Origin of the sequence: Nonomuraea sp. NPDC052129, assembly GCF_040680095.1 — a bacterium.
Taxonomy (GTDB): Bacteria; Actinomycetota; Actinomycetes; order Streptosporangiales; family Streptosporangiaceae; genus Nonomuraea.
On sequence record NZ_JBFAVX010000006.1, the window covers coordinates 223,061 to 248,019 of the forward strand.

24 protein-coding genes are annotated in these 24,959 nt (G+C 68.5%); 10 read left to right on the top strand and 14 right to left on the bottom strand.

Features of this window, described 5'->3' with window-relative positions; all coding sequences use genetic code 11:
• Positions 1–71: 71 nt before the first annotated feature.
• The 4 genes from pafA to prcB all read right to left on the bottom strand — a co-directional run bounded on the left by pafA (position 72) and on the right by prcB (position 3,987).
• Complete coding sequence (pafA, locus tag AB0L53_RS17025) at positions 72–1,430, bottom strand: Pup--protein ligase (protein ID WP_363994163.1); 1,359 nt, start codon at positions 1,428–1,430, stop codon at positions 72–74.
• Positions 1,431–1,571: 141 nt separating this feature from the next.
• A complete protein-coding gene (locus AB0L53_RS17030) occupies positions 1,572–2,087 on the bottom strand; it encodes a hypothetical protein (RefSeq protein ID WP_363994166.1) in 516 nt (171 codons plus the stop codon).
• A gap of 263 nt (positions 2,088–2,350) precedes the next feature.
• A complete protein-coding gene (gene prcA, locus AB0L53_RS17035) occupies positions 2,351–3,151 on the bottom strand; it encodes a proteasome subunit alpha (protein WP_358204892.1) in 801 nt (266 codons plus the stop codon).
• A gap of 20 nt (positions 3,152–3,171) precedes the next feature.
• Complete coding sequence (gene prcB, locus AB0L53_RS17040; RefSeq protein ID WP_363994572.1) at positions 3,172–3,987, bottom strand: proteasome subunit beta; 816 nt, start codon at positions 3,985–3,987, stop codon at positions 3,172–3,174.
• A gap of 205 nt (positions 3,988–4,192) precedes the next feature.
• On the opposite strand from prcB, the gene AB0L53_RS17045 reads away from it, so the two are divergent.
• From AB0L53_RS17045 to AB0L53_RS17055, 3 genes are all read left to right on the top strand, one after another.
• Positions 4,193–5,557, top strand: a complete 1,365-nt coding sequence (locus AB0L53_RS17045; RefSeq protein WP_363994169.1) for an extracellular solute-binding protein — start codon at positions 4,193–4,195, stop codon at positions 5,555–5,557.
• Between the two features lie 9 nt (positions 5,558–5,566).
• The gene (locus AB0L53_RS17050) at positions 5,567–5,974 is read left to right on the top strand and encodes a hypothetical protein (protein WP_363994172.1); all 408 of its coding nucleotides are present in this window, start codon (positions 5,567–5,569) and stop codon (positions 5,972–5,974) included.
• Positions 5,975–6,102: 128 nt separating this feature from the next.
• Positions 6,103–7,161, top strand: coding sequence for a DNA polymerase IV (locus AB0L53_RS17055; protein WP_363994175.1), 1,059 nt, complete (start codon positions 6,103–6,105; stop codon positions 7,159–7,161).
• Here AB0L53_RS17055 and AB0L53_RS17060 read toward each other — a convergent pair.
• Both AB0L53_RS17060 and AB0L53_RS17065 read right to left on the bottom strand, forming a co-directional pair.
• Positions 7,137–8,084 (bottom strand): endonuclease domain-containing protein, encoded by a 948-nt coding sequence (locus tag AB0L53_RS17060; protein ID WP_363994178.1) that lies wholly within the window; start codon positions 8,082–8,084, stop codon positions 7,137–7,139. The two genes, AB0L53_RS17055 and AB0L53_RS17060, sit on opposite strands and share 25 nt — an antisense overlap.
• 78 nt (positions 8,085–8,162) lie before the next feature.
• Positions 8,163–8,372, bottom strand: coding sequence for a ubiquitin-like protein Pup (locus tag AB0L53_RS17065; protein ID WP_225291274.1), 210 nt, complete (start codon positions 8,370–8,372; stop codon positions 8,163–8,165).
• 150 nt (positions 8,373–8,522) lie between these two features.
• Here AB0L53_RS17065 and AB0L53_RS17070 point away from each other — a divergent pair, with 150 nt between their 5' ends.
• Entirely contained in the window at positions 8,523–8,927 is a 405-nt protein-coding gene (locus AB0L53_RS17070; RefSeq protein WP_363994181.1) for a hypothetical protein, read from the top strand.
• Between the two features lie 111 nt (positions 8,928–9,038).
• Here AB0L53_RS17070 and dop read toward each other — a convergent pair whose 3' ends face one another.
• From dop to AB0L53_RS17090, 4 genes are all read right to left on the bottom strand, one after another.
• Positions 9,039–10,553 (bottom strand): depupylase/deamidase Dop, encoded by a 1,515-nt coding sequence (gene dop, locus AB0L53_RS17075; RefSeq protein ID WP_263654939.1) that lies wholly within the window; start codon positions 10,551–10,553, stop codon positions 9,039–9,041.
• 86 nt (positions 10,554–10,639) lie between these two features.
• Positions 10,640–11,764: an acyltransferase gene (locus AB0L53_RS17080; protein WP_363994184.1), complete on the bottom strand. Its 1,125-nt coding sequence runs from the start codon at positions 11,762–11,764 to the stop codon at positions 10,640–10,642.
• A gap of 138 nt (positions 11,765–11,902) precedes the next feature.
• The gene (arc, locus tag AB0L53_RS17085; protein ID WP_225291277.1) at positions 11,903–13,666 is read right to left on the bottom strand and encodes a proteasome ATPase; all 1,764 of its coding nucleotides are present in this window, start codon (positions 13,664–13,666) and stop codon (positions 11,903–11,905) included.
• A gap of 204 nt (positions 13,667–13,870) precedes the next feature.
• Entirely contained in the window at positions 13,871–14,722 is an 852-nt protein-coding gene (locus AB0L53_RS17090) for a tRNA (adenine-N1)-methyltransferase (protein WP_225291278.1), read from the bottom strand.
• Positions 14,723–14,813: 91 nt separating this feature from the next.
• On the opposite strand from AB0L53_RS17090, the gene AB0L53_RS17095 reads away from it, so the two are divergent.
• Together AB0L53_RS17095 and AB0L53_RS17100 are read left to right on the top strand one after the other, a co-directional pair.
• A complete protein-coding gene (locus tag AB0L53_RS17095) occupies positions 14,814–15,869 on the top strand; it encodes a GNAT family N-acetyltransferase (RefSeq protein ID WP_363994188.1) in 1,056 nt (351 codons plus the stop codon).
• A gap of 130 nt (positions 15,870–15,999) precedes the next feature.
• The gene (locus AB0L53_RS17100) at positions 16,000–16,497 is read left to right on the top strand and encodes a hypothetical protein (RefSeq protein ID WP_363994191.1); all 498 of its coding nucleotides are present in this window, start codon (positions 16,000–16,002) and stop codon (positions 16,495–16,497) included.
• A 221-nt stretch (positions 16,498–16,718) separates the two neighbouring features.
• On the opposite strand, the gene AB0L53_RS17105 is transcribed toward AB0L53_RS17100, so the two are convergent.
• Together AB0L53_RS17105 and AB0L53_RS17110 are read right to left on the bottom strand one after the other, a co-directional pair.
• A complete protein-coding gene (locus AB0L53_RS17105; RefSeq protein WP_363994194.1) occupies positions 16,719–16,868 on the bottom strand; it encodes a hypothetical protein in 150 nt (49 codons plus the stop codon).
• A 183-nt stretch (positions 16,869–17,051) separates the two neighbouring features.
• On the bottom strand, positions 17,052–17,768 hold the full coding sequence (locus AB0L53_RS17110) for an FCD domain-containing protein (RefSeq protein ID WP_363994197.1): 717 nt from the start codon (positions 17,766–17,768) through the stop codon (positions 17,052–17,054).
• Between the two features lie 102 nt (positions 17,769–17,870).
• On the opposite strand from AB0L53_RS17110, the gene AB0L53_RS17115 reads away from it, so the two are divergent.
• Positions 17,871–18,380: a gluconokinase gene (locus AB0L53_RS17115; RefSeq protein ID WP_363994200.1), complete on the top strand. Its 510-nt coding sequence runs from the start codon at positions 17,871–17,873 to the stop codon at positions 18,378–18,380.
• A 594-nt stretch (positions 18,381–18,974) separates the two neighbouring features.
• Here the strand turns inward: AB0L53_RS17115 and AB0L53_RS17120 are convergent.
• Both AB0L53_RS17120 and AB0L53_RS17125 read right to left on the bottom strand, forming a co-directional pair.
• Positions 18,975–20,477, bottom strand: coding sequence for an FHA domain-containing protein (locus tag AB0L53_RS17120; RefSeq protein WP_363994203.1), 1,503 nt, complete (start codon positions 20,475–20,477; stop codon positions 18,975–18,977).
• Positions 20,478–20,807: 330 nt separating this feature from the next.
• Positions 20,808–21,944: a site-2 protease family protein gene (locus AB0L53_RS17125; protein WP_363994206.1), complete on the bottom strand. Its 1,137-nt coding sequence runs from the start codon at positions 21,942–21,944 to the stop codon at positions 20,808–20,810.
• A 114-nt stretch (positions 21,945–22,058) separates the two neighbouring features.
• Here AB0L53_RS17125 and AB0L53_RS17130 point away from each other — a divergent pair, with 114 nt between their 5' ends.
• The 3 genes from AB0L53_RS17130 to AB0L53_RS17140 all read left to right on the top strand — a co-directional run bounded on the left by AB0L53_RS17130 (position 22,059) and on the right by AB0L53_RS17140 (position 24,934).
• Positions 22,059–22,919 (top strand): RecB family exonuclease, encoded by an 861-nt coding sequence (locus AB0L53_RS17130; protein WP_363994209.1) that lies wholly within the window; start codon positions 22,059–22,061, stop codon positions 22,917–22,919.
• Positions 22,920–23,075: 156 nt separating this feature from the next.
• The gene (locus AB0L53_RS17135) at positions 23,076–24,254 is read left to right on the top strand and encodes a sensor histidine kinase (protein WP_363994212.1); all 1,179 of its coding nucleotides are present in this window, start codon (positions 23,076–23,078) and stop codon (positions 24,252–24,254) included.
• Positions 24,251–24,934: a response regulator transcription factor gene (locus AB0L53_RS17140; protein WP_225291287.1), complete on the top strand. Its 684-nt coding sequence runs from the start codon at positions 24,251–24,253 to the stop codon at positions 24,932–24,934. Before AB0L53_RS17135 ends, AB0L53_RS17140 begins: the two co-directional genes overlap by 4 nt.
• Positions 24,935–24,959 lie beyond the last annotated feature (25 nt).

The following is a 24,959-nucleotide window of genomic DNA, read 5'->3' on the forward strand; positions in this document are numbered from 1 at the left end:
TTTCCCTCGGAAAGACGTCAGATTCGCGTCACCCTATCCGACAACGAAGTAGGGCCGTGGTAAACCAGTCGCTACATTCCGGCGATGAGCTTGTCCACCCGCTCGTCGACGCTGCGGAAAGGGTCCTTGCACAGCACCGTGCGCTGCGCCTGGTCGTTCAGCTTGAGATGCACCCAGTCGACGGTGAAGTCGCGCCGCTTCTCCTGCGCCTTCCGGATGAACTCACCCCGCAACCGCGCCCTGGTCGTCTGCGGCGGCACCGACTTGGCCTCGAAGATCTTCAGGTCGGACGCCACCCGCTCCACCGAGCCACGCTTCTGCAGCAGGTAGAACAGGCCGCGCTTGCGGTGCACGTCGTGGTAGGCCAGGTCGAGCTGCGCCACCCTCGGCGACGACAGCGGCAGGTCGTACTTCTTGCGGTAACGCTCGATGAGCTGGTATTTCGTCACCCAGTCGATCTCGCGCGCCACCAGGTCGAGGTTGCCGGTCTCGACCGCGTGCAGCGTCCGCTCCCACAGCTCCAGCACCCGGCGCGCGATCGCGTCGCCGCCCCGCCGGTCGACGAAGTCCTTCGCCTTCGACAGGTACTCCTGCTGGATCTCCAGGCTGGAGGCCTCGCGGCCGTTGGCCAGCCGCACCCGGCGCCGCCCGGTCATGTCGTGCGACACCTCGCGGATGGCCCTGATCGGGTTCTCCAGCGACAGGTCGCGCATCACCGTGCCCGCCTCGATCATGCGCAGCACCAGGTCGGTGGCGCCGACCTTGAGCAGCATCGTGGTCTCGCTCATGTTCGAGTCGCCGACGATGACGTGCAGGCGGCGGAACCGCTCGGCGTCGGCGTGCGGCTCGTCGCGCGTGTTGATGATCGGCCGGGACCGGGTGGTGGCCGAGGAGACGCCCTCCCAGATGTGCTCGGCCCGCTGCGAGACGCAGTAGACCGCGCCGCGCGGCGTCTGCAGCACCTTGCCCGCGCCGCAGATGATCTGCCGGGTGACCAGGAACGGGATCAGCACGTCGGCCAGCCGGCCGAACTCGCCGTGCCTGCCGACCAGGTAGTTCTCGTGACAGCCGTAGGAGTTTCCCGCGGAGTCGGTGTTGTTCTTGAAGAGGTAGATGTCACCGGCGATGCCCTCTTCGCGCAGCCGCTTCTCGGCGTCGACAAGGAGTCCCTCGAGGATGCGCTCGCCGGCCTTGTCATGGGTGACGAGTTCGATGACGTTGTCACACTCGGGTGTTGCGTATTCAGGATGGCTGCCCACGTCGAGGTACAGACGTGCGCCGTTGCGGAGGAAGACGTTGCTCGATCGGCCCCAGGACACGACCCGCCGGAACAGGTAGCGCGCGACCTCGTCGGGGGACAGCCTGCGCTGTCCTCTGAACGTGCAGGTCACGCCGTACTCGTTCTCCAGCCCGAAGATGCGACGATCCATCACCTCACACTATGCCCACGGATCGTCAAGCGGGAGAGATCTTCCCCGTGTTTCCCTCACGCGCTTCCGTCCGTCTCGCGAGGCGGCCCCGCCGGATCGTCATACCGGCGTCATTTTCCGCTTGTACGGCCGCTTGGGGCATCAGGGGGTGTAGATCTCCTGGACCTGGACGATCTCGCCCTTGTAGACCGTGATCAGCGACGGGTGGGCGTTGCTCTTGTGCCGCTTGATCAGGACCGACCGCGAGCAGCGCTTGCTGCCGAGAGCGTCCTTCTTGCCGACCGTGAGGTCGCCCTCGGCCACCTTGCAGCCGAACGCCGACAGGAACACCACGTTCTTGGCGATCCGCGAGGAGTAGGCCATCGACTCACCCTCGGGCGGGGTGACGAACTGCCCCTCCGTCATGGTGCCCTTCTTCCACTTGACCGGCGTGTACTCGGCGGTGTCACCGCTGAGGTGCGTGATCTGGCCACGCAGGATGCCGTCGTGGCGGGAGGAGATGTGCTTGGTGAAGTCGTGCTTCGGGTCGGCCTGGAAGGTCGTGCCGAAGGTCTTGGGCGCCTTGAACTTGGGCAGGCCCGTGGTGGCGGCGTTCGCGGCGGTGGCGGCCGTAAGGACGACGGTCGCGGCGGCGGCGCCAGCCAGGAGGGTACGCATTGGGTTCTTCACGCCTTCTGAGATCCTCGTTCCCGCTCGGCGGTTCGCCCAAATGCGTGTGAACCAGGTCACACTCCCCCAGGGCTCGCGGGCGGTCCCGTGACGGCGCCCGATCCCCTTCCAGCCGGGCGGACGCCGGCCCTGTACGACAAAAGCTCGGACGGGCGAAGATCGCCCGCCCGAGCAGGACGAGATCAGAGCACCCGAGCCGCGCACACCCGGAGCGGTGGCCATGCCCGGCCACGCATGCCCGGAGGCGGGGCCTAGAGCGGCGGCGAGCCGTCGTCGACGTCGCCCTCAGGACCGGTCGGAGGCGGGGTGTCGGAGCCGGCATCGGATTCGAGCGGAGAGCCGCCGGCGGCGGGCGGAGTGGCAGCGGGCGGAGCGGCGGCGAGGAGACGCTCCAGACGCGGCCCCGCGAGCCGCTGGAACTTGCGGTGCTCGCGGTTGCGGTCCAGCACCGCCACCTCCAGCTGCCCCACCGGCGGACGCTCCCCACCGGGCTCCGTGAGCGCCGTCAGCGCCACCTCCAGCGCGGCGGCCAGCGGCATGCCCTCCCGGTAGCCCTCCTTCAGCCGCGTCGCCACCGCCTCCGCCTGACCGCCCATCGCCGCGAAGCCATGCTCGTCGAAGACCGACCCGTCGAAGGTCAGCCGGTAGATCGCGTCACCCTCCGGCGTGTCACCCACCTCGGCCACCACGACCTCCACCTCGAGCGACTTGATCGACTCGGTGAAGATGCGGCCCAGGTTGGACGCGTAGAGGTTGGCCAGCCCACGACCCGTCACATCGGAGCGGTCATAGGTGTAGCCGTTGATGTCGGCGTAGCGGATGCCGCCCAGCCGGAGCTCCTCGAACTCGTTGTAACGACCCACCGCCGCGAACCCGATGCGGTCGTAGATCTCGCTGACCTTGTGCAGCGCCCGCGACGGGTTGGGCGCGACGAACAGGATGCCGTCCTCGTACTGCAGCACGACGACACTGCGGCCCCGCGCGATGCCTTTGCGCGCGTAGTCGGCCTTGTCCCGCATGATCTGCTCAGGGGACGCATATCCAAAAGGCATGGACACGGAAGGGGTCCTTTCTAGCGCAGCGGGGCGATGGGGCCGTCAGGGGAGATGAGGCGGAGTTCGAGCATCTGCTCGACGTAGCCGGCCACCTCGTCGTCCGACAGCCGGCGGAAGCCGTCGGCGTCGATCACCGAGACGATCGGCCAGATCTTCCGCGTCACATCGGGCCCGCCGGTGGCCGAATCGTCGTCCGCCGCGTCGTACAGCGACTGGATCAACGCCATCACCGTGTCGTCCGCCGACATCCCATCGCGATAGAGCTTCTTCAGCGCCCCCCGCGCGAAGATCGAGCCGGAACCGATCGCGTCGAACCGGTCACGCTCGTAGGGGCCGCCCGCCACGTCGTAGCTGAAGATCCGCCCGCCGTCGCGCTCCGCGTCATAGGCGGCGAACAGCGGCACCACCACCAGCCCCTGCATCGCCATGCCGAGATTGCCGCGGATCATCGCGGCCAGCCGGTTGGCCTTGCCGTTGACCGATAGCGTGCGGCCCTCCAGCTTCTCGTAGTGCTCCAGCTCGACCCGGTAGAGCCTGGCCATCTCGATGCCCGTGCTGGCCGTGCCGGCGATGCCCATGCACGAATAATCGTCGGTCCTGAACACCTTCTCCACGTCACGCTGAGAAATGATGTTGCCGGACGTCGCCCGCCGGTCGCCCGCCATGACCACGCCACCCGCGAACGTGGCGGCGACGATCGTGGTCGCGTGCGGAACCTGGTCGCCGATCGGCGCGGCCAGAATCTCACCACGCACCGGAAGCAGCCCTGGCGCGCGCGAACCGACGAACTCGGTGAACGAGGAACTTCCGGTGTTGTGGAAAAGCTGGTCCATCAAGCCGACGGGCAGATCCCTGTGCGATGCCACGCGACTCCCTCCCAAACGTCACTGTCCCTAAAGGGGACCCTACTCATGTTGCGTCGCTGTCTGCACTTCCCACGATCAGCCCACGGCGAACCGGTCACCAGATCGTTTCTTTACGCCCAGTAGAGGCCGTGCGATTGTCGGTATGTCTGCACGTCCTGAACAGGAGGCCGACGTGCGACTCCCCAGCCGACCTGCGGTGATCGCGGCTCTCGCCATCGTGGCCCTCAGCTCCTGCGGGACCGGCGCGCCCGCCGGAGGGGAGGGCATCACCCTCGTCATCACCGCCAACTCCATCTCCGGCGGCAAGAACTCCGAGTCCGCCGACTGGATCAAGCGGTGGGTGATCCCCGGATTCGAGCAGACCCACCACAACGTCAAGGTGCTCTTCCAGCCCAGCGGCGTCGACGACGAGCAGTACAAGACCAAGATCGCGCTCGACCTCAAGTCCAAGGCCGGAGCCGACGTCATCGACCTCGACGGCATCTGGGTCGGCGAGTTCGCCCAGGCCGGCTACATCAAGCCGCTCACCGACGTGGGCGGGCCCGCCGTCGACTCCTGGGAGGGCTGGTCACAGATCCCGCAGGCCGTACAGGGGCTCGGCGTCTTCGACGGCAAGAAGTACGGCCTGCCCCAGGGCACCGACGGCCGCGTCCTGTTCTACAACAAGACCCTGTTCAAGAAGGCCGGACTGCCCGACCCATGGCAGCCGACGAACTGGGAGGACATCCTGACGACCGCCGGCAGGCTGAAGGCCGCGGGCGTGCCCACCCCCATCCAGATCAACGCCGGCACCGCGATGGGCGAGGCCACCACCATGCAGGGCGTGCTCCCCCTCCTCGCCGCCGCCGGGTCCGAGATCTACGCCGACGGCAAGTGGACCGGCGCCACCCAGGCCATGAAGGACGTCCTCGGCTTCTACCAGCGGCTCTACGCCTCCGGGCTCAGCGACCCCAAACTGCAGCAGGAGGCCAAGGGCCGCGACAAGTCCTTCGCCCAGTTCGCCGCCGGCAAGATCGGCATCCTGGCCGAGAGTGACTACTTCTGGCGCTCCGTCATCGAGCCGAAGGCCGGGGTCGCCCCCATGGCCGACCGCGACTCGGCCGTCGGCTACGCCGAGATCCCCGCCAAGAACCCCGGCGGCGCCATCCGCGGCCAGGATTTCGCCAGCATGTCGGGCGGCGCCGTCCGAGTCCTGAACCCCTTCTCCAAGAACCCCAAGCTCGCCTGGGAACTGCTCGCGTTCATGCACTCCGCGGCGGCCACCAAGTCGCAGCTGGCCGGACAGGCCCGGATCAGCTCCCGCGGCGACGTCAACAGCGAGGTCCTCACCGCCGACCCGATGCTGAAGTACATCGCCGACAAGGTGCTGCCCATCACCGCCTACCGCCCCGGCCTCGCCGTCTACCCACAGGTCTCCGTCGCCCTCCAGGAGGCCACCGCCGCGATCGTCAGCGGCAAGACCGCCGACGAGGCGGCGGCCGCCTACCAGACCAAGCTGGAAGGGCTGGTAGGCGGCGCCGACCACGTCGCCGGGTGAGGGAGCGGAATGATCACTGACGCGGCTGGGCTTGGCAAGGCCAGAGCGGCCGGGTTCGTCCTGCCCGCTCTCGTCCTCATCGGCGTCTTCCTCGTCTTCCCCGCCCTCTGGACGATCTACCTCGGGCTAACCGACTATCGCCTCACCGGCCTGGCCGCCGCCGACCCCCAGATCGTCGGCCTGGACAACTACACCACCACGCTGACCGACCCACGCTTCCTCAGCTCGCTGTGGCTCACCGTCGTCTACGTCGGCGGCTCGGCCGTCCTCGGCCAGGCCGGGCTCGGCTTCACCCTCGCCTGGCTGCTGCGCACCCGCCGCGGGCCGCTACGACGGGCCGTCGAAGGCGTGGTACTGCTGTCGTGGATCCTGCCCAGCACGGTCGTCGGCTTCCTCTGGTTCGGCCGCCTACTCTGAGAGAGGCGTCCACCGGGCTCTGAGTCCCGCACGTCCAAACTCTGAGAGACGCGTCGACCAGGGACTGGAGCCCGTCTGAGAGACGCGTCCACCAGGGACTGGGTGCTGCACGTCCTACTCTGAGAGACATGTCCACCAGGGACTGGGTCCTGCATGTCGACCTCGACCAGTTCATCGCCGCCGTCGAGATCCTGCGCCACCCCGAACTCCGCGGCAGACCCGTCGTGGTCGGCGGCTCCGGCGACCCCACCCAGCCGCGCACCGTCGCCGCCACTGCCACCTACGAAGCCCGCGAACACGGCGTCCACTCCGGCATGCCGCTCCGCACCGCGCTCAAACGCTGCCCCGACGCCGTCTTCCTGCCCAGCGACCCGCCCGCCTACGAGGCCGCGTCCGAGCGCGTCATGGCCACGCTGCGCGGGTTTCCCGTCCTGCTGGAGATCTGGGGCTGGGACGAGGCGTTCATCGGCGCCCGGACCGACGACCCCGAGGCGCTGGCCACCGCCCTCCAGCAGGCCGTTCTGGCCGAAACCGCCCTGTCCTGCTCCGTCGGCATCGGCGACAACAAGCATCAGGCCAAACTCGCCTCCGCGTTCGCCAAACCCGCCGGGATCTACCGTCTCACCGGCGACAACTGGGCCGAGGTCATGAACGACCGGCCCACCGACGCGCTCTGGGGCATCGGCGCCAAGATCGCCAAAAAGCTGGCCGACCTGGGCCTCGACACGGTCGCCCAACTCGCCGCCGCCGACCCCGCCGACCTGGCCCGCCGCTTCGGCCCCACCAACGGCCCCTGGTATCGCTATCTCGCCCTCGGCAAGGGCGAAGCCGAGGTCGTCACCACTCCCTGGGCCGCCCGCGGGCACAGCCGCGAGATCACCTTCCCGCACGACCTCACCGACGGAACCGAAATATCCACCCACATAGCCACACTGGCCCGACAGGTCGCCTCAGACGCGACGGCCGCGGGACGAGTGATCGTCCGCGTCTCGGTAAAGGTGCGATTCGCGCCCTTCCTCACCCGCACCCGCCAGTCGAAGCTCCCCTCACCCACCACCGACGCGGCCGAGCTGTCCCGCGCCGCCCTCACCGTGCTCGACCGCTTCGACCTCAACCGGCCGGTCCGCCTCCTCGGCGTGGCCGTCGAATACGCCCCACCGGATCAGACCCGGACCGCTCGCTCATAGAACTCGGACCGCATCTCCTCATCGGCGCGGATGAACTCCTGGATCTCCTCCTCAGACACATCCTCGATGTCCTGCCACTCGACCGTCGCCTCGATATAGGCCAACGCCCGCCACGCCACACCCGGATCGTCCCTGAACTGGCCGATACCGGTGTTGCACGGCAAGCAGAGCGCGTAGCGCACATCGCCCGTACGGTGACAGTGATCGACATGCTCGGGCGAACGGTCCCAGCAGACCACACACAACCCGTACTGATCGACCACCATGCGCTCGACATCCTCATGCCGCATGCCGTAACGCTGGGTCAGGTGGTAAGTCCTCGTCGGCGCCACCGACTCCGGACGCCGCTGCGGCGGGATCACGAACTCGGGCCAGAGGATCTCCCCGTCCAGATAGAGGGCGGCGAGTTCGAGCAACACGGTGTTGTCACCGAAATGCCCCAGCCCGTTGTTGCAGTTGAAACAGAGAACCCCCCGCACCAGGCCGCTCTGGTGGCAGTGGTCGACGAACGTGCCGGGGACCACCTGGCAGATGGCACATAGCCCATTCTGCTGGGCAAGCATGCGCTCGAAGTCGTCCTCGGTTATGCCGTAGCGGTGTTTGAGCAGGTAGTTCCGCTCGCTCCCGTGATTCTTGATCTTGTTTTCCCGCATCACCTGGGAGTGGCAAGGCTTGCAATAATCAGTCAACCCATCCTTGCTGGATCGATTGCGCCCGAAGCCATCCCACGCCTTAACTTCCGCGCATCGCGGACAGTACTTGTGCCCAGCAGGAACCTCGACCTTCTCGCGAACAGTCTTCCCCTGCTCGGCCTTACGCTTCCGGTAGCTCCGAAGCGAGCGGACCTTGAAGCATTCCCTGCAGTACCGCGCAAGCCCATCACTCATGCGCCTGTTGAGCCCGAACTCAGAGACCTCCTTCACCTCCTTACAGTCCGGGCACCACTTCATCCCCTCAGGCGTTTCCACCCCATTCCTCCCGATTTTGATGTCCGATTTGCCCTACTCTCCGCCCTTTTGGACGTACGAGCGCACGAATTCCTCTGCGTTCTCTTCGAGAACTTCGTCGATTTCGTCCAGAATCGCGTCGACATCGTCAGTGAGCTTCTCCTGACGCTCCTGCACATCCGGCGCCGCCGAAGCCTCGGTCTCCTCGACCTCGCTCTCGCGCCGACCGGCCTGCTTCTGGCCACCTGTGTCCTTGCTTGCCATGTCCTACCTACCTCCGCTTGGGGGACTGCTCTCTAGGCATATCTTCCCCGAACCGGGCGACATTTCGCGCCCAAGGCCCCGCGATCTTGCCGACTTGACTAGATAGTTCCCCTATCCAATAATGAGGCCCCTGTCCCACAGGAGGTTTCGATGTCCCCCTCGTCTCTGAGCACGGCAGGTGTGCTTCTCATCACAGTCCCGGCGGTGGCCTTCGGCGGCGTCTCGCTGCTGACGTTCCTCATGCGAAACGTCCCCGGCTACAACGACAACCCGGTACGCCGCAGCCTCTGGCGGGCCGGTCACGCTCACGCGGGCGTGCTGGTGCTGTTCAGCCTCGTGGCGATGCTCTACGTGGATCAGGCGGATCTTTCGGACGGCCTGAAGAGCCTGGTCCGCATCCTCATCGTGGCCGCCCCGATCCTCATGCCGCTCGGCTTCTTCCTGTCGGTGGTCCGTCCCAGCGACACCAAGCCGAGCAAGCTCATCGGGCTGACGGTGGTGGGCGGCGCGTCGCTGGCGGTGGGCACGCTGACGCTGGGCATCGGCCTGCTCTGACCGGACACCTCCGGGGACCGGAAGTCCAAGGACCGGAAGACCAAGGGCTGGAAGAACGCCCGTGGCCGGGAGCGCGACGTGACAGCGGCCCGGCCCGGAGACGTACGGCGGCTAGTCTCCGCCGGTGAGGGCGGCGACCAGGTCGGCGGCGGTGCGGCAGCGGTCGAAGAGTTCGCCCACGTGGGCCTTCGTGCCGCGCAGTGGTTCGAGGGTCGGCACGCGCTGGAGGGATTCGCGGCCCGGGATGTCGAAGATGACCGAGTCCCACGAGGCGGCCGCGACGGACTCGCTGTATTGGCGCAGGCAGCGGCCGCGGAAGTAGGCGCGGGTGTCGGTGGGTGGGTTCTCGACGGCGCGCTGGACGTCGTCCTCGGTGACCAGGCGCTGCATGCGTCCGCGGGCGACGAGGCGGTTGTAGAGGCCGCGGTCGGGGCGGATGTCGGAGTATTGCAGGTCGACGAGTTGCAGCCGGGGGTGGGACCAGGTGAGTGAGTCGCGGGTGCGGTAACCCTCGAGGAGTTCGAGTTTGGCGACCCAGTCGAGTTCGCGGGAGAGCTGCATGGGGTCTTCGGCCAGGCGGGTGAGAACGGATTCCCAGCGGTCGAGGATGTCCTTGTTCATCTCTTCCTGGGCGGTGCCGCGTTCCTCCACGTACTTGCGGGCCTGCTCGAGATATTCCATCTGCAGTTGGATGGCGGTGAGCTTGCGGCCGTCGCGCAGGGGGATCTCGTAGCGGCAGGTGGGGTCGTGGGAGACCGCGCGCAGGGCTTGTACGGGGTTCTCGACGGCGAGGTCGCGGCTCAGGAAGCCGTCTTCGATCATGGCGAGGACGAGGGCGGTGGAGCCCAACTTCAGGTATGTCGAAATTTCCGACATGTTGGCGTCGCCGATGATCACGTGCAGCCGCCGGTACTTCTCCGGATCGGCGTGCGGCTCGTCCCTGGTGTTGATGATCGGCCGCTTGAGCGTGGTCTCCAGGCCCACCTCGACCTCGAAGAAGTCGGCCCGCTGGCTGATCTGGAAGCCCTCGCCGCGCGAGTCCTGTCCGATGCCGACCTTGCCCGCGCCCACGACGACCTGACGGGAGACGAAGAACGGGGTGAGGTGACGGACGATGTCGGCGAAGGGGGTGGCGCGCCGCATGAGGTAGTTCTCGTGGCAGCCGTAGCTGGCGCCCTTGGCGTCGGTGTTGTTCTTGTAGAGCTGGATCGGCGCGTTGGACGGGATCGCGGAGGCCCGCTGGGCGGCGTCGTACATGACGCGTTCGCCGGCCTTGTCCCAGATGACGGCGGCGCGCGGGTTGGTGCATTCCGGGGTGGAGTATTCGGGGTGGGCGTGGTCGACGTAGAGCCTGGCGCCATTGGTGAGAATGACGTTGGCGAGGCCGAGGTCCTCGTCGGTGAGCTGGCTGGGGTCGGCGACCTCTCTGGCCAGGTCGAAGCCGCGAGCGTCGCGCAGCGGGTTCTCCTCTTCGAAGTCCCACCTCGCCCTGCGCGCCCTGGCGGCGGAGGCCGCCAGGTAGGCGTTCACCACCTGCGAGGAGGTGACCATCGCGTTGGCGCCTGGCTGACCTGGTACGGAGATGCCGTACTCGGTCTCGATGCCCATCACCCGACGCACCGTCATGCAACACCCTCTGTTCGTCCGGATCTGCCTATCCGCCGTTTATATGCCCGAGCCTATGCCCTTCACAGTGCCCCAGGGTCACAGAGTTATGGCACCGCAGTCTTTTCCACCTTTACGGCGGGAACTGGGGGGGTTTGTGGACGCGCACGGGGCTTAAGGAGACGCTGGATGGGGCGTTCGGCGAGGGAGTAGACAAGGTAGGACAGGAGCACGGCCGCGAGCGTGGTGGTGAGGGCCGTGGCCCAGGGGGCCATTCTGGTGGCCAGGATGGGGATCAGAGCCACGGCGACGACCGAGTGGAAGAGGTAGAGCGGGTAGGTCGTCGCGCCGAGCGCAGTGAGCGTTCTGGACGGTCTTAGCCGGAACACTCCGAGGGCGACGAACGACATCGCGGCGAAGATGACCGTGATGGTGATGATCACGCTCAGGTCGGTGACGGGCATGCTCTTGAATCCGGCGACCTTGATCCGGCCGTGGACGCGTTCGAGCGCGGAGTGCACCGCCAGGACGTAGCCGCAGGCGACGTAGAGCCAGGGCAGCACGGCGTTGCGGTGTTTGTGGATGAGATAGAGGGCCATGCCGGCGGCGAAGTAGGGGGCGTAGCGGGGCATGACGATCTCGTTGAGCACCTCGTTGCCGAGCAGTTCGGCGCCGAGCGCGGCGGCCAGCCAGACACCGGCGAAGATCAGGACGCGACCGTAGGTGACACCGATGATCACGAGGATGGCCATGAGGAGATAGAAGCGGAGTTCGGCCCAGAGCGACCAGTAGACGCCGCTGGCGTCCAAGACCTTGAACAGCCGCTGGAACATACTGGCGTTCACCAGATACTCCCCAGGCGAAAGCTTGGGGTCGAGCACCTTGGTGCCGGTGAGACCGTAGAGAGTGGCGACGGCGGCGAGGCTGAGCCAGTAGGCCGGATAGAGGCGGACGAACCTGCTCCGGGCGAACGCTCCGAGCCCCCTCCCCCACGCGCTCATGAGGATGACGAAGCCGCTGATGACGAAGAATAACTCCACGCCCAGGATGCCGAGCCCGGCGAACGGAGCGACGGCGGGGAAGAGCTCGGCGGGCCTGTCTCCCCAGACGGAGGCGAACGCGATCAGGTAGTGGAAGGCCAGCACCGCGAGGGCGGCGACGAACCTGAGCAGATCGAGTTCGGCCAGCCGGCCTTCTCCGGGAGAGCGCCTCGGCCGGTTGGGTGGTTGCACGCCCTGTTGGACGGCACAACGATCACTTTGGTTCCGTTGGTCCCAATTTTCACACGGGTCCCTCGGCGACGCGGAGAAGATGGGGCGGCATGAGAAGGGGCCGCGCGGGGATCCGCGCGGCCCCTTCTCAGCAGCCTCTTACAGGTATTGGCCGGTGTTGGCGACGGTGTCGATGGAGCGACCCGCCTCCGCGCCCTGCTTGCCCGACACGAGCGTGCGGATGTAGACGATCCGCTCGCCCTTCTTGCCGGAGATGCGGGCCCAGTCGTCCGGGTTGGTGGTGTTGGGCAGGTCCTCGTTCTCGGAGAACTCGTCCACGCAGGCCGTGAGCAGGTGCTGCACCCGCAGGCCCTTCTGGCCGCTCTCGAGGAACTGCTTGATGGCCATCTTCTTGCCTCGGTCGACGATGTTCTGGATCATCGCGCCGGAGTTGAAGTCCTTGAAGTAGAGGACTTCCTTGTCGCCGTTGGCGTAGGTCACCTCGAGGAAGCGGTTCTCTTCGCTCTCGGTGTACATGCGCTCCACGACGCTCTGGATCATGCCGTGAATGGTGCCCTCGCGGGAACCGCTGTGCTCCGCGAGGTCGTCGGGGTGCAGCGGCAGTTCGGAGATGAGGTACTTGGAGAAGATGTCCTTCGCCGCTTCGGCGTCGGGCCGCTCGATCTTGATCTTGACGTCCAGGCGGCCGGGCCGCAGGATCGCCGGGTCGATCATGTCCTCGCGGTTGGAGGCGCCGATGACGATGACGTTTTCCAGGCCCTCGACACCGTCGATCTCCGAAAGGAGCTGGGGAACGATGGTGTTCTCGACGTCCGAGGAGACGCCGGAGCCTCGGGTGCGGAAGATCGAGTCCATCTCGTCGAAGAACACGATCACCGGGGTGCCCTCTGAGGCCTTCTCTCGAGCCCGCTGGAAGACCAGGCGGATGTGCCGCTCGGTCTCGCCGACGTACTTGTTGAGCAGTTCGGGGCCCTTGATGTTGAGGAAGAAGCTCTTGCCTTCCTGGCCGGTGCGCTCCGCGACCTGCTTGGCCAGGGAGTTGGCGACGGCCTTGGCGATGAGCGTCTTGCCGCAGCCGGGCGGGCCGTAGAGCAGAACGCCCTTGGGCGGGCGCAGCTTGTGCTCGCGGAACAGGTCGGCGTGCAGGTAGGGCAGCTCGATGGCGTCCCTGATCTGCTCGATCTGCCTCATCAGGCCACCGATCTCCTCGTAGGAGATGTCGGGGACCTCTTCGAGCACGAGCTCTTCGACTTCGGACTTGGGAATCCGCTCGTAGACGTAGCCCGAGCGGGGTTCGAGCAACAGCGAGTCGCCCGCCCTGATCGGCTGCCCGACCAGTGACTCGGCGAGCCGCACGACGCGCTCCTCGTCCGCGTGCGAGATGACCAGTGCGCGCTGCCCCTGGTCGAGGAGCTCTTTGAGCATCACGATCTCGCCGACCTCTTCGTAGCCGAGGGCTTCGACCACGTTGAGCGCCTCGTTCAGCATGACCTCCTGGCCACGCCGGAGCGAGTCGACGTCGACGGCGGGGCTGACGTTCACCCGCAGCTTGCGGCCGCCGGTGAACACCTCGATCGTGCCGTCTTCTCTGGCCTCCAGGAAGGTGCCGAATCCGGATGGCGGCTGTGCCAGCCGGTCGACTTCTTCCTTGAGGGCAACGATCTGATCCCTGGCCTCCTTGAGTGTGGCGACCAGGCGCTCGTTCTGGCCGGTGACGGCCGCGAGGTTCGCCTGCGCCTCGTGGAGACGCTCTTCAAGGACTCTGGCCTGACGGGGTGACTCGGCCAGCTTCCGCCTCAGCGCGGTGATCTCCTCTTGGAGGAAGGAGACCTGTGTTGAAAGATCAGCGACCTCCCGTTCGCGCTGCGCGGCTCGAGCCTCAGCATCATCGCGAGCTGCCACGCCCCGTCACCTCCTTCCCAGTCGAGGGCGACTACTAAGGACCTTACCTATCTCGGGCCCCTCCGTAACCTGGCCGGGCAGTGTTCGTCGTGTGACATTCAGTGTTCGGCGAATAATCCCTAATAGTGCGTTTAATACTGGCAGCATAGGAACACGGCGATCTGTTCCCGTGTCACGCACCAACGCACCCTCGTGGCCAAATTGTCATAGTTCCTCAGTGGTCCCCTTCGGTCGTCGGCGGCGTGGTGGCGGTGCCACACCGTCCGCCATGCGGCGGGCGCTGACGAGGAATCCGGTGTGGCCGATCATCCGATGATCCGGTCTCACCGCGAGCCCTTCGACATGCCAGTCGCGAACCAGGGTCTCCCACGCATGGGGCTCGGTGAAACTCCCGTGATCGCGAATGGCCTCGACGGTCTTGGACATCTGGGTCGTCGTGGCCACGTAGCAGCAGATGACGCCGCCCGGTGTGAGGGCCTTGGCGGCGGCGTCGACGCACTCCCAGGGGGCGAGCATGTCGAGGATGACGCGGTCGACGTCCACCTCGTCGATCGAGGCGACCAGGTCGCCGACGACGAGCCGCCAGGTGTCGTCCATGGGGCCGCCGTAGAACTTCTCCACGTTCTTGCGCGCGACGTCGGCGAACTCCTCGCGCCGCTCGTAGGAGGTGACGTGACCCTCGGGGCCCACGGCGCGCAGCAGGAAGCAGGTCAGCGCGCCGGAGCCGACCCCCGCCTCGATCACCCGGGCGCCGGGGAAGACGTCGGCCATGCCGACGATCTGCGCGGCGTCCTTGGGGTAGATCACGGCGGCGCCGCGCGGCATGGCCAGAGTGTAGTCCTGCAGCAGGTGGCGGAAGGCGAGGTATTGGGTGCCGCCGGAGGAGCGCACCACGGAGCCTTCGGGCTGCCCGATCAGGTCGCTGTGGGGGATGGCGCCCTTGTGCGTGTGGAAGACGCCGTCCTCTTTGAGCGTGATCGTGTGGCGCTTGTTCTTGGGGTCGGTGAGCTGCACCTGATCCCCCGCCTGGAACGGCCCATGCCTGCGGAAACCCATGTCGGCAAGGTTATAGGGCTTTCGAGCACGCCTTGACGCGCGATATCTATGAGGGATGTTCCCCCATGCAGTGATCTCTACCGGTCCCTTGGTGTTGCGACGTCCCTGCGATTCCGACGCCGAGGCGATCGTACGCGCGTGTGACGACCCGGTGACGGCCCGGTTTCTGTACGCCCTGCCGTCGCCGTACACGTTGCAGGACGCGCGCGCCTACCTGCGGGCGGCGGAGGCGAAGTGGGCGGACGGCGGCGCCGAGTTCACGATCACCGAGAACGGCCACTACGTCGGTGCCATCGGCGTCCAGCCGCCCGATCCGTGGGGCGTGGCGGCGATCGGCTACCTGGCCGCGCCGTGGGCGCGTGGCAAGGGCGTGGTGAGCCGGGCGACGCGGGCGGTGACCGAGTGGCTGTTCGACCATGGCGTCGAGCGCGTGGAGTTGCACGCCGCCGTGGAGAACATCGCCAGCCTGCGAGTCGCCTACAAGGCCGGTTTCCAGGAGGAGGGGCGAAGGCGCGACGCCAAGGTCGGGCGTGACGGGCGCCGCACCGACATCATCACGTTCGCCCGGATCCGGCGCGACTCCGGCCTGCCGGCCGAGTCCTACCTGCCGTTCTTCGACGGCGGCGAGCTGAGCGACGGGGTGGTACGGCTGACACCGATGGAGGTGGCCGACGCCCCCGAGTTCCACGCGATGATGCGGGAGCCGAGTGTGGCCGCCTACGCGGTCGGGCCGCGTGCCACGCTGGAGGACAACGAGCGGCGCTGCCGCTACACCGGCTACTGGTGGGTGTCTGGGCAGCGGATCGAGCTGGCGATCAAGGATGCCGTCTCCGGGAGGTTCGCGGGGCACGTGCAACTGGTGCAGGTGGCGCCGATGATCGGGCAGGGCATGATCGGATATTCGCTGCGGTCGGAGTTCCGGGGCAGAGGGTTCATGACGCGGGCCGTGCGGCTGCTGGTGGACTGGGCCTTCGCCAACACCCAGCTGCACCGGATCGTGGCCGGGACCGAGGTGGGCAACAAGGCTTCGCAGCGGGTGCTGGAGCGGTCGGGCTTCGTCCAGGAGTCGACGCTCCGCGAGCTGTTCCCCAGGGAGGACGGGACCCGGTCGGACGAGCTGGAGTGGCTCCGCCTGCGCTCCCACTGATCGGAAATCCCGGTTTCCGGTTTGGGGGTGGTCAAGTGACACGGCGGCGGTGAGACTCGGGGTCACCGCCCCTGAGATCGCGTGATCAGGCTGCGCGATCTCACTCTCCCCTCCTCAGAGGGATACAGCGATGACTTACAACCGTGCCGACGTCGCCATGCGCGAACTCATCGCCTCGTTCTCCTGCCTGGACCCCGCGGGACTGATCGACAGGCTGAGCGGGACCGCCGCGGCGGTCACCGGAGCGGCCTACGCGGGATTCGTACGGGTGGACGCGCTACGGGAGGTCGCCCAGGCCGTCAATGTGCACGCGCCCCCGGTCGATCCGCTGCGGGTACGCCCGTGGCTGGAGGAGTCCGGGGTGCTCAAGACGCTCGCCACGCGGACCGTCCGGCTGCTGATCGTGCCGGACGCGTCGATGGGCGAGCCCGGGTTCCTGGCCATGCCGGTGCCGCTCGCCACGAGGGAGCACGTGTTCCTGTGGGTGGCGGGGCGCCGGTTCGGGGAGCCGGAGGAACACCTGCTGAGCCGCTTCGCCACCGCCGCGGGCCGGGCCCTGGAGGCCGCCAGCGGGCTGGAGGCGGCCACCCGGCTGTTACGCGGCGTGCAGGCGTTCTCCCGCGGGTGACGGGCGTCGCCGGGCCGGGTTCGGTACGGGCCGGATCGCGAGAATACGGATGACCTACGGGTGGGTCCGATGGGTGCGGCGGCCGTTTCCGTGCTGCCGTTCCAGGAGATTCTTCGCGCTTTTCTATGCCCAAACTTGGAAATTACGGGATTTCCACAGAATGGGTGAAGGTGGCCTTCCGGACACCTGTGGCGGGGTCGCGGCTCGCGCGGCCCCGCTGCTCAGGGGCTCCCGGCGATCGGCGGCTCGGCGGCCAGGATCGGCGCGTGGCCTGGCGAATAGCCGGCCTGCTTGCCGCGGAAGCGGCTTTGCGGACCGCCTAGTTCGTACACCCCGCTGCGGCCGCCGGGCACCGCGGTAATCGTCGGCATATTTCGCATCCTGCCGCCCTAGGGAACGACGAGTGTGCCCGCACCAATGGCGCATCGCCTGCGCGATCACGCATCAGCGGCACCGCTCCACCAACGTCGCGTCAGCTGTCGCTCGGGACCGGTGCGTGTGAGATGTCGCTCGGGATCGGTGCGTGTGAGATGTCGCTCCGCGACCACTGCGCGTCAGACGTCTTGCCCGAGCATGGCGCTTGTCGCCTCGTCGACGATGTCGCCCATCGCGCGTTGCGCCTCCGCGGGGTCTCCGGCCTGGATCGCCTGGGCCACCTCCGCGTGCCGGCGGATCACCGCAGGCTCCGGGAAGGCCGGCATCAGGTGGTGGTGCGTACGAGCCGCCAGCACCTCCGTGACCACCGTGGTGAGCGCGCCGAGCATGTCGTTGCCCGAGGCTTCCAGCAGGGTCCGGTGGAACAGGATGTCGGCGGCCAGGTAGGACTCCAGGTCGCCGGACCTGCCGTGGACGGCCATCCGCATGACCGCCTCCGTCAACCGGCCGCACTGCTCGGGAGTGGCGTGGGTGGCGGCGAGCGCGGCGGCGACGGGTTCGACGCCGCGGCGGAGCTCGCCGAGGGAGCGGAGCAGCGAGGCGCGTTCGCCGCTGTCCAGCCGCCAGCGGATGACGCGGGGGTCGAACAGGTTCCAGGAGGTCCGGGGCGACACCGTGATGCCGACACGCCGGCGGCTGCTGACCAGGCCCATGGACTCCAGGACTCGTACGGCCTCGCGCACGACCGTACGGGACACCCCGAACCTGGCCTCCAGCTGCTCGATCCTGAGCACCTGACCGGCGGCGTAGGCGCCCGCGACCACGAGGGCGCCCAGCTCGTCGAGCACGCTGCCGTGCAGACTCTCGTCCGTGACGTCCCTGCTCACATGCCTCACGTGCTTCGATTCAAAAGTATGATTTATTCGACTTCTCAGCTTGATTGATATGACGCAAGCTGTCTAGTCTGACGCGCATTCGAGCCCGAGAGGTTGCCCCGCATGGACGACTCACCCCGCCCGCAGCTCATCGTCGTGATGGGGGTGACGGGATGCGGCAAGTCCACCGTCGGCGCCGCGCTCGCCGAACGCCTCGGGGTGCCGTTCGCCGACGCCGACGACTTCCACAGCCCCGCGAACGTCGCCAAGATGTCCGCCGGAATGCCGCTCGACGACACCGACCGGCTGCCGTGGCTGCGCGCGGTGGGCGCCTGGCTCGCCGAGCACGCCGGCACCGGGGCCGTGATGGCGTGCTCGGCGCTGAAGCGCCGCTACCGTGACCTGCTTCGGGAGGCCGCCCCCGAGGTGAGCTTCCTGCACCTCGACGGCAACGTCGACATGATCAGGAAGCGGGTGGCGCACCGGCCCGGGCACTTCATGCCCGAGTCGCTGGTGGCCTCGCAGTTCGCGGCCCTCGAACCCCTCGGCCCCGACGAACGCGGCGTCGCACTCGACCTGTCACTGCCGGTCGACGACCTCGTGAACGCCTATCTCGCCCGTACGACCTCGTGAACGCCCACTCTCGGCCGGACGGCCTCCTGAGCGCGTGCCTCAGCCGTACGACCTCCTGAGCGCGTGCCTCGGCCGTACGACCTCCTGACCGCACCCTGCGCGACGTCCAGCACGCTCCTGGCCGACCGGCGTCGGCCGCCCGGAAATGCGCCAGATCCGCGACCGAAAGCGAGACGGCACGGCCGAAGCGGATAGGGCTGAGGACACGAGGGCCCAGGGACGAGAAACCCCGGACCGAGAGGCCCCAGGAGCGAGAAGCCCAGAGACGCGAGGGCTCAGGAGCGAGAAGCCCCAAGGCGAGAGGACCGACGTCGTTCCTGAAGGCCCTCCTGAAGGCCCTCCTGAAGGCCCTCAGCCCTGGGCGGCCAGCGGGTGGCGCATGGGGGCCTGGCGCACGGGGCCCATTGGCGCACGGCGGCGGCTCCGTCGGCGGCTGGCGGCGGCTGGCGGTGCACGGTGGCGGGCGGTGCACGGTGGCGGGTCACAGCAGGACGCCCGCACCCCCAAGCGGAGCACGGGCCGAAGCGGAACGCCCGCACTCCCACCAGGAGCACGGGCGTTCAGCAAGTTTCGGAAAGGTTCTGGACGAAGGGCTCATCCCCGGTGGGCTTCGAAGCGCATCGTGCGGGAGACGCCGACGCGGACCGTGGTGCCCGGGACGATGGTGACGGGCTCGTTGGGTGGGATGTCGTAGAAGTTGGGGTCGCCGGGCGGCTGGATCTGGGTGCCGTTGACCGACCCCAGGTCGACCAGGTTGACGTCCCAGCCGTCGAGCGCCACCCGCAGATGCCTGCGGGAGACCGACCCGTCGGGGCTGGTCACCTTGGCGGGCCTGGCCGTGCCGCCCGCCACCTCCGGCGCGCGCTCGGGGTCGCGTCCGAGCAGGTAGTCGCTCTCCAGCGGCAGCGCGGTGCCGTCATCGAGGATGAGGACGCCCAGCGGGGGCCGCGGCCCCTTGTACGGCACGAGGGTGCGCTGGACGAGCGCGATGCCGCAGACCGCGCAGTAGGGCACGCGTGGGTCGTTGAAGTGGTCGTTCTTGCAGTCGACGCCGTAGACGAGCTGCCGGTCGCCGTGCTCCTCCTGGGCGGGCGGAGGCGGCGGCTGCTCGAACAACTCGCGGGGCTGTTCGAAGTGCTCCCGCGGCTGGTCGTAGGGGGAGGCGGGCTGCTCGAAATGTTCGCGGGGCTGGTCGTACTGCTCCCGCGGCTGATCGTAGGGGGAAGAGGGCTGCTCGTACTCGGGCATGGTGCCGTTGCCGGAGTGCGCGGGTGCGGGCTCGTCGTAGGTGGGGAACCCGCTCGGCTGCTCGGCCGGGGGCGGCGGGTCCGGGACCGCTGACAGGAACGGCGGCTGCTGCTCCAGCGCGGGAGGCGGCGGCTGCGGCCCTGAGGCGGGCTGGGGGCCCGACAACGGCTGCGGGCCTGACAAAGGCTGAGGGCCCGAGAACGGCTGCGGGCCCGAGGGTCCGGCGGCCGAAGGGGTGGCGGGCTGGTCATTGCCCGACAGCGGATAGGGGGCCATCTGCACCGGAGGCGGCACGACCAGGTCGGGCTCGAAGTGCAGGGCAGTGTTGGGCAGCTCGCTGGTCAGCGGCCTGGACTGCGCCGCGGGCCGCTCGGCGACGTCACCGAAGTCGCCCATCAGCCCGCCGCCGTGCACCACGCCGCCGTCGAAGCTGACCGCGGGATGCGGCTCGCCCCCGCCGGGCAGGCTCAGCGAGACGCGTTGGACCGGCCCGTTGATGAGCCGGTCGGCCCAGGTCAGAGAGTCGCTGCCGGCCAGCCGGGTCTCGCCGGAGGCCGTGGTGACCGTGGCCGACGCGGAGCCGCTGACCAGGACGGCCACACCACCGTCGACCGGCCCCGCGACCGCGCAGGTGGCGGGGTCGCCGGTCATGTTGGCCGCGAGCACCTGGGCGGCGCGCCTGGCGAGCGCTCTGCCGTCGCCCCCGGCGGCGGCCGTCTCGCGTAGTGCCTTGAGCAGTTCATCGGCCGCGGCCTCGGCCGCGTCGCACACCAGCAACAGCCCGCCCAGATAGGCGACCAGCCCATCTCCGGGAAGCGGGCGTACCGCCCCGAAGCCCTGGCCCGTCATGACTCCTCCTTCATGACGACCGCGCTGCGCTCATCGGTGCCCTCGCTGCGCTCGGTCACTCAATTCTCCTCCCCGGAAGCCGGCGTGATCACGGCACCCGCACTGCCGTGCCGGCCACCAGCCATACGCATACCCATACGGCGAGGCGGCGTCGCGGCCGCCCCCGTCTCGATTCGGTGAACCGGTGGACCGGTGGACCGCAATAAACCTGGCCGAACAGAACACTATCGGCCAGCCGTCTCATCCTCGAACCGCCGGGTGCGATCCGGAATCACCTGATCACTGGACACGACACTAGCCGGGGGCTGCCGGTTATACGAGTGGGACATATCAGACGCCGCTGAAGACGCGGTTGACGTCGGCCGTGGCGAGCACTCCGTAGATCTCGCCGCCGCGCTCCACGAGCAGGTATTCGCCGGCCGGGGCCTCGCGCATGGCGTCGATGAGCGCCTCCCCCGTCAGGTCGGCGGCCAGCACCATGGACGGCTCCAGCGACTTGGCCATGGAGCCGGCGTTCACCCAGGGGCGGCGGTGCTCGGGAGTGGCCTGTACGGACGCCTCGTGCACGATCGCGACGGGGCGGCCCTCGTGGTCGACGACGACCAGGGCGCCGGCCCGCTTCTCGGTGGCCTGGCGCAACGCCTCCGACAACGGGGTCTCGGCGACGACGGGAATCGCCCTACGGGCCAGGGTACGGGCGTTGACCTGCGGGATCCTGGCGCGGATGCGGGCCACGCGCAGCGACTGGGTGGCGCCGAGCCAGATGAAGGAGGCCAGCACCAGCGGCCACAGCACGTCGCGAAGGTCCACTTCCTGCCCGCTCATCAGCGGCGTGGCGATCGGCAGGACCACCAGCAGCACGGCCAGTACCCTGCCGCCCCAGGCGGCGGCGATGGTGCCGGAGCCGGCGTTGCTGGTCAGCTTCCAGACACCGGCGCGCAGCATCCGGCCGCCGTCGAGCGGCAGCCCGGGCAGCAGGTTGAACACGCCGACGATGAGGTTGGCCAGCCAGAGCTGCCAGATCAGTACCTCAGGGATGCCGCCGCCGTTGATCAGGAAGACGTCGGCGGCCAGGCCGATCCCGGCCAGGCCGAGCGACAGGGCCGGGCCGGCGGCGGCGACCATGAACTCCTTGCCGGGCGTCGGCGGCTCCTTCTCGATCTCCGACACGCCGCCGAGCAGGTAGAGGGTGATCCGGCGGACCGGCAGGCCGTAGAACTTGGCCAGCACGCTGTGGGCCAGCTCGTGCAGCAGGACCGAGACATAGAGGAGGACGGCGAAGACGAAGGCGACGGCGTAGGCCGCTGTGGCGTCGAGCTCGGGCAGCATGGCCCGCACCTGATCACCGAACATCCAGGTGATGAAGGCCGCGACGATGAACCATGTCCACGACACGTAGACCGGGATGCCGAACGGCTTTCCCATCCGAAGACCGGAAAATTCCTGCTGCGGGCTCTGCTCGCTCACCGCGCTCCTTGCCGTTCATTACGTGCTTCCGCTGCCTTGATGCTACGCGCCGGACGAGGTGCTCCCGGCTTCGCGGGCCCTATTCTGTCGGGCTCTTGACCTAGAGTGCGGTGCATGACGTTGACCGAACCGGTGATCATCGGAGCCCTCTCCCCCTCCCGGGCGGGCGACTTCATGACCTGTCCGTTGCTCTATCGCTTCCGCGTGATCGACCAGTTGCCGGAGAAGCCCTCGGCGGCCGCTGTGCGCGGCACGGTGATCCACGCCGTCCTGGAGCGCCTGTACGACCTGCCCGCGCCGCGTCGTTCGGTGGAGGCGGCGCTGGAGCTGCTGGAGCCGCAGTGGGCGCGGCTGCTGTCCGACGATCCGCACTACGCCGAGATGTTCGCCGACGACGAGGAGCAGGCGACGTGGCTGGCGCAGGCGCGGGCGATGCTGGAGCGCTATTTCACGCTGGAGGACCCGACGCGGCTGGAGCCCGCCGAGCGGGAGCTCTATGTGGAGGCGGTCCTCGACGGCGGCCTCATGCTGCGCGGCTATGTCGACCGGCTCGACGTGGCGCCGACCGGCGAGGTGCGGGTCGTCGACTACAAGACCGGCAGCGCGCCAGGACCCGACTTCGAGGCCAAGGCGCTGTTCCAGATGAAGTTCTACGCGCTGGTGCTGTGGCGGCTGCGCGGCCACGTGCCGAGGCTGCTGCAGCTGGTCTACCTGGGCGGCGGCGGCGAGGTGCTGCGTTACGCGCCGGATGAGGCCGATCTGCTGGCCACCGAGCGCAAGGTGCGGGCGCTGTGGACGGCGATCGAGCGGTCGCTGGAGACGGGCGAGTGGCGGGCGCGGCGCAGCCGCCTGTGCGACTGGTGCGACCACCAGGCGATCTGCCCGGAGTTCGGCGGCACCCCGCCGCCGGTGCCCGACCGGCAGCCGGGCGACACCGTACGGAGCAACCGCCGGGCGGCCACGGACGAGCTGTAGGCCACCTGCTGCGGAGCGACCGCCGGACGGCCACGAACGAGGTGCGGGCGGCACGGTCCGGAGCGGCCGGCGGGCGGTCATGGACAGCCTGCAGGAGTCCGGCTCTCCTCCCAAGGGAGGAGGTTCCGGGCTTTCACCTGGACCTACAGTGAAGCGGTGCGCATCGATCGGGCCAGGTTCCACGACTCCCTGTTCGCCGTGGCGATGGCCGCGGTCTCGGTCTGGCTCTTCCTGTCCGCCGATTCGGCGTTGCTGGAGCCGGGCGGTGGGCAGGCGGTCGGCGAGACGCGGGACGCCGACCCGTTCGGCGCCGTACTGGTGCTCCTGGCGTGCGCGCCGGTCGCCGTACGCAGGCGCTGGCCGCTGGCGACGCTGTGCGCGGGGCTGCTGCCCGAGACGCTGCTGACCGGGCTGGGTTACGGCTCCGGCGCGGCGGCGGCGCCGGTGCTGGTGCTGCTCTACTCGGTGGCCTCTTTCCGGGGGCTGGCCGTGGCGCTGTGCGCGCTGCTGCTGTCGTTGCTGGCCTACGCGTTCGCCGGGGCGCTGAGCCCGGTCACCGGCGGCAACTGGAGTGAGCACCTGGTGGCGTTCATCGTGCTTCTCGCGGTCTGGGGGGCCGGGCGGAGCCTGCGGCTGCGCCGCGCGTACCTGGAGGAGCTGAAGGATCGCGCGGCCCGGCTGGAGCGTGCCTACGCGGCCGACACGCGGGCCGCGCGGGCCGAGGAGCGGTCGAGGATAGCCCGCGAGCTGCACGACGTCGTGGCCCATCATGTGAGCGTGATGACGGTGCAGGCGGCGGCCGCGCGCCGGGTGCTGGCCGCCGATCCGGACATGGCGCGCGAGGCGCTGTCGGCCATCGAGCACACGGGCCGGATGGCGATGAGCGAGATGCGCAACATCGTGGGTGTGCTGCGTACCGACGCCCGGGCCGAGCTGGGGCCGCAGCCGGGGATGGACGACCTGCCGGCGCTGGTGGAGCAGATGCGGGAGGCGGGGCTGGCCACGCGGCTGTCGGTCGAGGGCGATGCCCGGCCGATTCCCGCCGGGGTCGATCTGGCCGCCTACCGGCTGATCCAGGAGGGTCTGACCAACAGCCTGCGGCACGCGGGCGCGGGCGCCAAGGCGGTGGTGACCGTACGCCATGGTCCGCGTGAGCTGGACGTGGGAGTGGAGGACGACGGGCGGGGGCCGGCGAGCCTCTCCGGGCCGCCAGGGCATGGTTTGGTGGGCATTCGCGAGCGCGTTGCCCTCTATGGTGGAATCCTCAGCATCGGTCCGCGACCGGGGGGCGGTTTCGAGGTGCGCGCGAGGTTCCCGTTGAAGGACTCACCATGACGATCAGGGTGCTGCTGGTGGACGACCAGCCGCTGCTGCGCACCGGTTTCCGGCTGATACTCGAGGCCGAGCCCGACATCACGGTGGTGGGGCAGGCCGGTGACGGCAAGGACGCGCAGGAGCAGACGCGGGCGTTGCTGCCCGACGTCGTGCTGATGGACATCCGGATGCCCGGGGTCGACGGCATTGAGGCGACGCGCAGGATCGTGCGGGAGGCGGCGCCGACGGCGCACGTGCCGAAGGTGCTGGTGCTGACGACGTTCGACCTGGACGAGTACATCGTGGAGGCGCTGCGGGCGGGCGCCTCCGGGTTCCTGCTGAAGGACGTGCCGCCGGACGAGCTGGTGCAGGCGATCCGGGTGGTGGCGGCGGGCGACGCGATCGTGGCGCCGAGCGTGACCCGCCGGCTGCTGGACCGCTTCTCCAAGCGGCTGCCGTCGGCGTACGAGCAGGCGACCCCGGCGCGGCTCGACCGGCTGACCGAGCGGGAGCTGGAGGTGCTGCGGCTGATCGCCAAGGGGATGTCCAACGCGGAGATCGCCCGGAAGCTGGTGGTCAGCGAGACGACGGTCAAGACGCATGTCGGCAACGTGCTCACCAAGCTGGGCCTGCGCGACCGCGTGCAGGCGGTCGTCCTCGCCTATGAGACCGGCCTCGCGACACCGGGTGCCGCTTCCTGATCTTCACCGTGACGGCCGCCGATCT